Raw genomic sequence first — 9,419 nt, 5'->3', positions numbered from 1 at the left:
ACGGCCGTATCGTCGAGATGGCGTCGACTGCCGACCGGCAGCGCAGGCGAGCGAATACTTTGCAAAGAGCCATTGGTGGTATCTAAGACGGTTTGCGCGATCCGGCCCGGTGATGAGAGATAGGGCGCAAGCTTGGGGCGTTCAGCAATCAGATTGATGGCGTGCTGACCGAGGTATACATCAAAGTGGGGTAAGAGTTGAGCGTTGCGAGCGGCGTGCACGAGTCGTGAGAAATAGCGATTATGCGCATCAAAGAGTTTGAAGCGTATCCGATCACTGTCGCTGCGCTGATACCGCGCCGCATGCACATGGTGAGCTCTATTGGCTGAAACGAGAAGCGAGCGGGGAATGGCCGTGAGCGTGTTGTCGACGAGGGCGCAATCAATCAGATACTGATTCAACGTATCTTTACGCACCCGTGGGCAGTGTTGCAGTGACTCTGGTGTGCGCCATTTCGTGTTCATTAGATGAAACAAGCGGCGTTTGGTTTTGGCTTTTAAAAAGGGGGTGTCATAACTTTGCGCGCTGATAAAGGGCTGGAACAGGACATTGAGATAACTCGGCATTGGCTGCCACAAGTAATGGGTCGTGGTTTCGTCCTCATAGCATTGCGCATATTCCGCCCATGAGATCCCGCCATCTTTATAGGTACGAAAGGTATTGGCTCGGCAAGGCGTGGCACCAGAGATTTTGACAAAGTCAGGGATAGCCTCGGGCTTAGTCATCGTCGACCAAGATTGCGTGAGCCACAAAAAGAGAGCAACGACGGTCATGGCTGAGCGCTCTTTGGGATCTTCGCGAGCCAGTTTGCGCAGCATAATGGCGAGGGTGGTCGCGTGAGCAAGCGCATCGGGGTACTGTCCGCCGGCATTCTTACGGCGATTGTCTCGAGCAATGTGTTGAAACGTCATCATCGGCGCGCTCCTTTGGGGCTATCGAAAGGCGGATGGAGAGCACTGTGCCAGCGCTGCGAGGGTCCGTTTGCTTGGCGCTGGGAGCGCATGCGTTTTGAATTGACGAAGCCTCTTGTGCACATTGCGTGTGTGCGCGGAGTGGGTGGACAGAGCGAGTGCGGGATCGAGCAAAAGAAAGCTGGTGAGGAGATCGTGGACATCGGCGTCGTCATAGATGAGCAAGGAGGCGCGTAAATTCGCGCGCTGCGGGTGGGTGCCAAGTCGTTCAATCAAAGGGATAGGAATGAGGCAGTGAAATCGCTCGGTGTGGGGCACGCATGTGACGGGAATGGGGTGCAGGTCAAGGAGCGACTGAAGATGCTGGGCTGAGATATCGTCTAGGGGCTGAAGCTGAGTGAGTTGAAAGCGGTCGTCTTGGGTGAGGGAGTGAAGAAGGGGGTGCCATTCAATGTGTAAGGCAGGGAGGGCGATTTTCTTGCTTTTGGGTCTCATTCTTTTCTCGCTTTCTTTACCAATGAAATACGAAATGTCCATATATTGGGAAAATATTGGTTTTATTGACAACATATGGTGTGCATGTTGGCTTTTTCATCATAAGCCTATTTTTTGAACGCAGGGAATAGGTTTTTGGATTGACCTCTCAATTTTTGTGCAAATATGGAGTTTTGATCTCAAAATTAATAAAACTCGATGAAAAAGGGGCCGGATTATGGTTGTCGATGATGATGTAAGCACTCGCTCGGGAGACCTGCATCAAAAGTGGGCACCATCACGCTGTTTACGAAGGTCGGTCTTCATAGTCTGAAATCGTGTGATGGTAAAATATGTGCCACAAGCGCTGGCCGTTCTGGAAAGCTCAGCATACTATACACAGCGATGGTATGGCTGAGGGTAGGGAGCGGACCCGCTCGCAAGAGTGGTATCAACTCAAGACGCGATCAGCCACACAGGTGGATGGTAGACAAAGCTGAAAGAAGGAAAACGACCATGTCAGTTAAGCGGGTGACGATTAAAGAAAGGATCACGGTTGAGCGCGAAAGGGTATATGAAGTCAGTAGCGCTTGGAGCGACGATGATATCCGTGTTCACGTACGCACACATCACATGAATGATGAGGACTTGATCCAGTCAAAAGTAGACCTGCAAGAAGAGGCCATCCTAGAGCAAGAGTTGGTTAGCCTGGATATTGACGATGAGCATTCGGCATCATCGAGTCAGCGTTGTGACAACATCCACGTGTTGTTTTAACGGCCACCTGGTTTATTCGGTTGAGAGGATCAAGGATATTGTGAGATTCAGAGTTGATCGCAATTTGAAATGGTTATTGCATTTTGCAATTGCTATGTGCAACGAAAGGTTTTGCAATCGGTTTCATTGTGGTTTTTTTGTGCGTTTTTAGCGGTATTTTGTTGGCACGTATTGTGCTTTTATTTTATTGACCCTAGATAAAGCCAGGGTCACCTAGCCAACTGACGTTGTTAGTGAATAGATTTGTTCACACACATACAGCCAGTTACTCATTGTAGTAACTGGCTTTTTTATTGTTTCCCACTCTAGGGTGACGAAATGTCATGGTTTACGGAGACGTTGATAAATTCTCACCAGTCAAACGACGAAAGTGAAAGTGCGTTTCTTTGAGCCAAGCATCGCTACTCATGCAGTTTGCCCCTCTTTGTAGAGACAAAATATAGTCGTCAAAAGAGCTGTCGGGAAGCCGGGCGAGCTCCTCCTTTGCTTGCAGAAATAAAGGTTCGGATGGAATCGCTCGAATCGCTTCTTCCGTAATCGGCATCGAACACAATCGCTCTCTCATTGTGAGGATGGCCGCGGCGATGGCGGGGCATCCGTCGCATTGAAACGCGATACGTTGCTTGGCAAGTTCGTAAACATCACTGTCAAGTAGTGGCGTAGCGAGGATGGGTAAGCTGGCCATCCAGAGAACGGCGAGGGAGATACATTTCAACATGATTTTTCTTTGTTTTACCTGCAATACCAAGAGCGTTGAAGTGTGGCTGGCGAAGCGCTGATGTAACTTATATCGTTTTAAAGCCGTGCCTTGTTAGGTCAACCTGCGGGCGCTTGCCTGTAAGTAGCGTTCAAAGTCACACAGCGATAACGGCGGATTATAGTAATACCCTTGATAGGTGTCACACCCTTGCTCTTGAAGAAAAGCAGCTTGCGCCTGTGTCTCAACACCCTCAGCAATCACATCGATGCCCAATGCCTTCGCCATGGCAATGGTCGCAGAGACAATGGATTGGTCGTTAGGGTTGTCTTCAAGCTCTGAGACAAAAGAGCGATCGATTTTAATCTGGCTGATTGGCAAGCGCTTGAGAAACTGCAACGAGGAATAGCCCGTACCAAAATCGTCTAGTGAAAAAATAACGCCACGCGCTTTTAGGGCTTGCATATGCGCAATGGTGAGCTCAATGTCTTCAACGACCATGGTTTCTGTGAGCTCGAGCTTTAACGTGCCAGGTAAAATCGGATAGCGCTTAAGAGCCGATTCGATTTTTGTCACGAAATCTGAGTGCGTGAACTGTTTATAGCTCACATTGACCGACAAAGTCAGATAGTGGAAGTCAGATTGCCAACGCGAGAGTTGAAGGCAAGCTTGCTCTAGTACCCAATCCCCAATACCAATGATCAGTCCCGTTTCTTCCGCAAGTGGAATGAAGTCATCAGGAGCGACAAGTCCATACTCTGGATGGAACCACCGAATCAGGGCCTCCGCGCCGACAGTCAGATCGGTGCCATGAACTTGAGGTTGATAATACAACGCCAGTTGATTGAGTTCGACGGCTTGGCGCAGTGACGACTCGAGTTGGAGGCGTTGCAACGCGCTGTCTTGTATCGCTTGATGGTACAAGTGCGCCACATTTTTCCCATCTCGCTTGGCGTGCGTTAACGCCATCCCAGCGCGATTAATGAGTTCCTCTACGCCAACGGCACTGTCATTAAAAAGCACCATTCCGATACTGGCACTATTCACAAACTTATGCTCGTCGATGGTATAGGGTTGTGCCAACGCTTCTAGTAACTGAGCGCTCCATTGGTTGGCCTGCTCGAGCGCTTGAGGATACGTTTTAGGTAAGCCACAGAGTATCAACATAAATTCGTCATGTCCGATACGCGCTAGTGTGTCCTGGGGGCGAAGAAGCGCACTGATACGTTGTGTGATGAGCATCAGCAATGTGTCGCCATACGGGTGACCATGAAGATCAATGATTTTTTTAAAATCATCGATATCAATGTGAAGAACTGCGCAGTATGAGCGACGATGAATGAGAGAGTCACACTGCTGGGTTAACCTATCCAATAACCAACGCCGGTTCGGAAGTGTCGTCAGTGAGTCAAAGTAGGCGAGTTGGGTAATGGTTTCCTCACTCTCTTTACGACTCGTGATATCTTGAATGAAGCCGGACAGTCGCTCAGGGTCGCCGGATTCAAGGTAATGCACCTGTCCACGACACTCAATCCACCGGCGCTCCCCATCACTCGGGCGAGTGACGGGGCACTCTAGGAAGAAGTCTTCACCCGTCTCAAAGCTGCGCTGCCGAGCCGCAATAAAGTGGGGCATGAAGTCTTCATCGATGACGGATTTTAGGGTATCGAGGCCTGGAGGGCAGGTCCTTTCTAATCCGAGCAAGTCATAAATTTGCGGTGACCACTGAGATTGAGAGCCCTCATAAGGGGATGACCAGTGCCCGATTTGAGCGTAATCCATGGCATCGTGCAGCCGGCGCTCACTGTCTTTGAGTCGCTCGACGGTATGTTGGTGTGAATGCAGTTCACTGAGCATTGGGACCGCGACGTCGGCGAGGCGCAGCGAAGTGAGTACCATTAACGATGTTATGGGCTCGGTTGGTGTAGACGGCTTTTGCGACGCAGAAAGCCAGCGAATCCATAAAGTGAGCGCCGCCAACAGTTGCTGTTGCTCGGTGCTCTTTTCTATAAAGACTTGAAAGGCACGTAACGTGGAGCGGAAATCTGGGTAAGCGTCGGGGGTGAGCGCTATCAACTGCTCAGCATGGCTAAAAAAGCGGGTGAGTGCGTTTAAGAGCTTATCATCGTGTTGCGCTTCGATTAGGCACTGAGCTACGTCATCAAAAGGGCGCATCTGAGGTATGGCGGGGTAATCTTCAGCAGTCAGTGTACTTTGCGGGTCTTCAAAGCTTAGCGAATAGTTACGATGGGGCTGCGTCATCACTGCGGGGAAAACCTCTCTCTCTGCTTGTTTAACATCGTTCGTATTGATGCCAACCATACACAGGCTGCATTGACAGTCAACGCGTCACGGGTACACACAGATTAATATCACCTAATAGTGGATAACTCTTATGCGCAGTGTTTCATCTATTGAGAGGTAGTAGTCTCATTAATCGATAGCGGTGTCAAATAGTTGTCGAATGTAATTTGACTGCCTACGGTTTGTCGAAAGTCGTCGGATTGGGTGCGCCAAGTGAGCAAAATAAACTTGACCGATATTAAAATTCTTATTTATTTCATTTGCTTAACATTGTTTCATATGGTGGTATTGTTATTCAATAATACGTCATGCCTTATTTATATTGGGAACATCCAACATGCTACTACCACATACCGTTCGACCGATGGTCGCTTCACTATTGACCGCCTTTGCGCTGTTTGGCTGTCAAGATGATTCGTCGTCCAGCACAACTCAAGACAGTCCGTTGCTTACATATACCGCAATTGATGGTTATTTGATGCAAGCAAAAGTCTACTTTGATGAAAACGTAAATGGCATCGCCGAAGAGGCGGAATATCAAGGATTGACCAATGAGCGCGGTGTCTTCATGGGGGCGGCCACAGATGCACCTGTCATCATCAAGATTGTGGCAGGATTGACTACAGACAGTGACTACTCTGGCAGCTTGACCGAGAGTCGAGAGCTTGTCGCAGCTCCAGGGATCACAGAGATCTCGCCATTTTCAACATTGGCGTTTCTTCAAGGGGGGAGTTTGTCTGATATCGCCCATGAGTTAGGAATAGACGTTGATAAAGTATCCGGTGATTTTATTGCAAAAGGGCATGAGGATGCGCACTTACTTGCACGTTCATTGTTTCAGCAATTTGATAACGAATTGATCCAAACTCAGTCCAACATTACGGCAATACATAATCGAGCTCAGGTGATCAGTCAGTTTATTCAAAGTAGTGTACAGTCTGACTTTCAGGGGCGCATTGTGTATCTTGATGAAAATCAGAATCCAGTGCTTGGAGATATTAATGACCCTGAACAAGGAGGGGTCGAGACGCGGTTCTCTTATGAGAGCGCTGAAGTGCAATGGGAGCAAACTGACTATAGCGAGCACCAAGTCGAAGGCGGTACTTTTCATCCGTGTTATCCGCATGTTTTGTCAGAGGATCGTATTGTCGTTGGGAATTGTTTTGGCAACTACTTTCTTGTGTTGTCCGCACAAAGCGGTGAAATTATCAACAAGCTGGATCTCACCGACAAAGATGTGGATCAGTGGTCGGTCAATGGCAGCGCCTTGATTGTGGAGTTTTCTGATAACGAAGTGCACCAATACGATGACTCGCTCAATAAAGTGACAGAGACCACGCTTACTTATCCTGTGGTTTTAACCGGCGATGGGGTGAGCCTAATTAATCATACAGGCAATACTCAAATTGACAGACTCACCATGTTTGGAGAAACCAGAACAGAGCGACAGACCTGGGCTGCTGAAGGAGTAGCGTATCGCGTGTACACCGATATTGGTGATACTGCGAACCTGTACGAAGTCAGTTTTCGCGGAGAGCTCACAACAAAGACCGACTTGCCGACAAGTGAGGAAATAAAATCTGCGGTGATGCGCAGCCACAATGCGTCCCCTTTAGGTGATACGTTTGAAGCCGATGGGAATAATACGGTTGTCCGTTACCTCGCAAAAGGCCAATTTCTGGTTCGAGTGGACAGCGATCAACGTTACGTGAGTGAAGACTACCATTACGTGTACAACGAGGGGGAGTTAACCTATCTTGGTCTGTTCCCACAAGGTGAGTGGTATATGGGACTCGATAACAGTACCGTTTCGTGGTACAGCTCGCTTCGTTCTGCGAAAGTGGATGGAGTGTACCCAGAGCCCCACTATTTTCAGCAGTTCTCTCTAGAGCAGGGAAAATGGGTAGGTGAATGGGTTCGAACACATAGCGAGTTTTCGCCAGTTCTGTATCGCCAAGTGCATAGTCAGATTGGCATTGTATCAGTATCGGATTCGTATTCGTCAGTGTCGTTGATCCGCTAACGAATTCCCCTTCCTGAGCGCAGGTAATGTGGGACGGCTCGTGTGTAATATTACGGGTGGTCCACCTTTACTTGGTTTCGTCCGTTACGTTTTGCGTCATAGAGCGCGCGATCGGCTCTTTTTAGAACGTCGGAGACTTGTGTGTCGTCAGTATCTAGACTGGCGACGCCGATGCTGATGGTAACGGGCTTCGCATCGTCTAGTGCTAGATTCGCAATGCGTGCTCTCAAGGTGTTGGCGAGGTGTGAGGCACCGGTAAGGTCCGTGGACGGACAAACAATTAAAAATTCCTCTCCACCCCAACGGCCTAACACGTCAGTTTGGCGTAGGGTGTCACGAAGAGTGTTAGCAATGGCTCGCAATGTGTTGTCGCCCACATCATGGCCATACGTATCATTGATGAACTTGAAGTGATCGATGTCGATAAGGATAACCGCAAATGGATGGCCATACCGTTGCCCTCTTTGAAACTCTTGGTTAAGCACACGATCGAGTTCCCTGCGGTTATAGATATCGGTCAGTGGATCGGTCACCGACAGCTGTCTTAACTTGGCTTCGAGTGTAATTCGATCGGTGACATCCTCGATGACGGCTTGAACCGCTGGCTCTCCATCCCATTCAATCAAGTTGTCGTAGACGCGAAAGTAACGAATCTCGCCATCAAAACATCGATTTTTCACAACCGTCTTGGCCCCAGATAAACGGCCACTAATGAGTGATTGATAACGTACCTGAGCGTTGGCGTGTTCCTCCTCGGGTAGGAAGGAGAGTAAGTTGACATCACGGAGCACGGCATCGATGGACGGCGCGCGCATCAAGTCAACCCAAGCTTGATTGACAAAGATGGGGTTGAAATTGCGGTGGACGCAAATGCCTTGCCCAGACTTAATGATCAGCTGCTTGAATTTTCGCTCATTTTCGTGAAGTTGCTGTTGGGCTCGTTCTTGCGCTGAGAGATCGATAACCGTGACTTGTAAAGCCGGTGCTCCGTCCCATTCAATCACATGATCGATAGCAAACACTGCGAACTCCCGACCGTGTCGATCGCGATTACGAAAGGTTCTCCCGCGGGGAAGAACGTCACCTTTGAGTGTTTGATGATAGTTGTCGATCGCTTGGGGATGGTAGGACGGATCAATCAAGTCAAGAAACGAGTCTATTGAGTTGAGGAGTTCAGAGGCGCTAGAGTAGCCATACAGGTGCGCGTAGTATTCATTGACGAATACGGTCTCTAAGTTTTGGATAATGATGATGCCGTATTGGGTATCAATGGTTAACTTTGGCATGGCTGTCCTCGTACTCATTATGCACAAGCGTGCAAGCGAACACGTATCATACGATCGCACGGATATAAGCGCTATAGTGCTGTTGCCATTTGTTTCATGTGTTTTGATGAGTATGTGAAAGAAATATAATCAACAAGGTGTACATGCCACTCGTAGTTTCGTATGATCCGTACACAAAAAATTTAATAATTCATCAGTAGCTAGGACGGCACCATGTTCATTGAGTTGTCATTTGTCGGTTTTTTCTCATTTGCCTCACTGTTCTTGCTGAGAAAGGTCGCAAGAGTCGTGGGATTAGTCGATAAACCCAATGCTCGAAAATTGCATACCGGAAGCATTCCCTTAGTGGGGGGAATCGCCATTTATTTGTCCATCGCACAGTTTTTAACGGCGAACCCTGACCTCATTGAGCACAGTTCTCTTTTCTTGTCCTGTTTGACAGTGCTGATTATTGTCGGGGCCATAGACGATCGTTTCGATATTAGTTACAAGATTCGATTGTTCGTACAGGCAATGTTGTCCATTGTCATGATGGCTATAGCGGATATTCGTCTCGATAGTGTGGGGGATATTTTTGGTTTGGGCGTATTACATTTTGGTATGCTCAGTCCGCTAATGACTATTTTGGCCGTCATCGGTGCGATTAATGCTTTCAATATGGTTGATGGTATCGATGGGCTGTTGGGTGGACTTGCGATAGTGACATTTTCAGCGATCGCGTATTTAATGTATCTCGATACGCATCATGGTCTGGCTCATCTATGTTTGGTCTTTATCTTTGCCATGATCCCCTATGTGTGTATGAACCTCGGTATCTTTGGGCGTGAGCGCAAGGTCTTTATGGGGGATGCCGGCAGTATGATGATTGGCTTTACTGTGATTTGGATGTTGTTGGGGGTCAGTCAACGTCAAGAACTGCCTCTCAGACCGGTGACCGCCCTGTGGCT

Annotated in this window: 7 protein-coding genes and 1 pseudogene; 3 read left to right on the top strand and 5 right to left on the bottom strand. The window is 48.6% G+C overall.

The genetic code is table 11. From position 1 onward, the window contains the following. Together AC6R1O_RS14960 and AC6R1O_RS14955 are read right to left on the bottom strand one after the other, a co-directional pair. Nucleotides 1–914: pseudogene (locus AC6R1O_RS14960) on the bottom strand (hypothetical protein); the annotation flags it as partial. An 18-nt stretch (nt 915–932) separates the two neighbouring features. After that, nucleotides 933–1,406 (bottom strand): hypothetical protein, encoded by a 474-nt coding sequence (locus AC6R1O_RS14955; protein WP_500633223.1) that lies wholly within the window; start codon nt 1,404–1,406, stop codon nt 933–935. A gap of 495 nt (nt 1,407–1,901) precedes the next feature. On the opposite strand from AC6R1O_RS14955, the gene AC6R1O_RS14950 reads away from it, so the two are divergent. Further along, nucleotides 1,902–2,162 (top strand): hypothetical protein, encoded by a 261-nt coding sequence (locus AC6R1O_RS14950; RefSeq protein ID WP_500633224.1) that lies wholly within the window; start codon nt 1,902–1,904, stop codon nt 2,160–2,162. A gap of 328 nt (nt 2,163–2,490) precedes the next feature. Here the strand turns inward: AC6R1O_RS14950 and AC6R1O_RS14945 are convergent, their stop codons facing one another. Both AC6R1O_RS14945 and AC6R1O_RS14940 read right to left on the bottom strand, forming a co-directional pair. After that, nucleotides 2,491–2,880: a hypothetical protein gene (locus AC6R1O_RS14945; protein WP_500657309.1), complete on the bottom strand. Its 390-nt coding sequence runs from the start codon at nt 2,878–2,880 to the stop codon at nt 2,491–2,493. 93 nt (nt 2,881–2,973) lie between these two features. Beyond that, nucleotides 2,974–5,181 carry a putative bifunctional diguanylate cyclase/phosphodiesterase gene (locus tag AC6R1O_RS14940; protein WP_500657308.1) on the bottom strand — a complete coding sequence of 736 codons (2,208 nt, stop codon included), beginning with the start codon at nt 5,179–5,181 and terminating at the stop codon, nt 2,974–2,976. 319 nt (nt 5,182–5,500) lie between these two features. On the opposite strand from AC6R1O_RS14940, the gene AC6R1O_RS14935 reads away from it, so the two are divergent. After that, the gene (locus AC6R1O_RS14935) at nt 5,501–7,186 is read left to right on the top strand and encodes a hypothetical protein (RefSeq protein WP_500657307.1); all 1,686 of its coding nucleotides are present in this window, start codon (nt 5,501–5,503) and stop codon (nt 7,184–7,186) included. Nucleotides 7,187–7,236: 50 nt separating this feature from the next. Here the strand turns inward: AC6R1O_RS14935 and AC6R1O_RS14930 are convergent, their stop codons facing one another. Beyond that, nucleotides 7,237–8,472, bottom strand: a complete 1,236-nt coding sequence (locus AC6R1O_RS14930) for a sensor domain-containing diguanylate cyclase (RefSeq protein WP_500633228.1) — start codon at nt 8,470–8,472, stop codon at nt 7,237–7,239. Between the two features lie 213 nt (nt 8,473–8,685). On the opposite strand from AC6R1O_RS14930, the gene wecA reads away from it, so the two are divergent. Beyond that, a partial coding sequence (gene wecA / locus AC6R1O_RS14925) for a UDP-N-acetylglucosamine--undecaprenyl-phosphate N-acetylglucosaminephosphotransferase (protein ID WP_500657306.1) occupies nt 8,686–9,419 on the top strand: 734 nt, incomplete at its 3' end.

It is taken from the genome of Vibrio sp. R11-SG3-ISO3-SZ (genome assembly GCF_059834345.1).
Note: the sequence above shows the minus strand (reverse complement) of the source record. Positions and strands in the feature narration are given on the sequence as shown.

Bases quoted from the DNA above. Each gene is read 5' to 3' on its own strand.
- AC6R1O_RS14945 (WP_500657309.1), bottom strand. From the start codon at position 2,880: ATGTTGAAATGTATCTCCCTCGCCGTTCTCTGGATGGCCAGCTTACCC.
- AC6R1O_RS14950 (WP_500633224.1), top strand. From the start codon at position 1,902: ATGTCAGTTAAGCGGGTGACGATTAAAGAAAGGATCACGGTTGAGCGC.
- AC6R1O_RS14955 (WP_500633223.1), bottom strand. From the start codon at position 1,406: ATGAGACCCAAAAGCAAGAAAATCGCCCTCCCTGCCTTACACATTGAA.
- AC6R1O_RS14940 (WP_500657308.1), bottom strand. From the start codon at position 5,181: ATGGTTGGCATCAATACGAACGATGTTAAACAAGCAGAGAGAGAGGTT.
- AC6R1O_RS14930 (WP_500633228.1), bottom strand. From the start codon at position 8,472: ATGCCAAAGTTAACCATTGATACCCAATACGGCATCATCATTATCCAA.
- AC6R1O_RS14935 (WP_500657307.1), top strand. From the start codon at position 5,501: ATGCTACTACCACATACCGTTCGACCGATGGTCGCTTCACTATTGACC.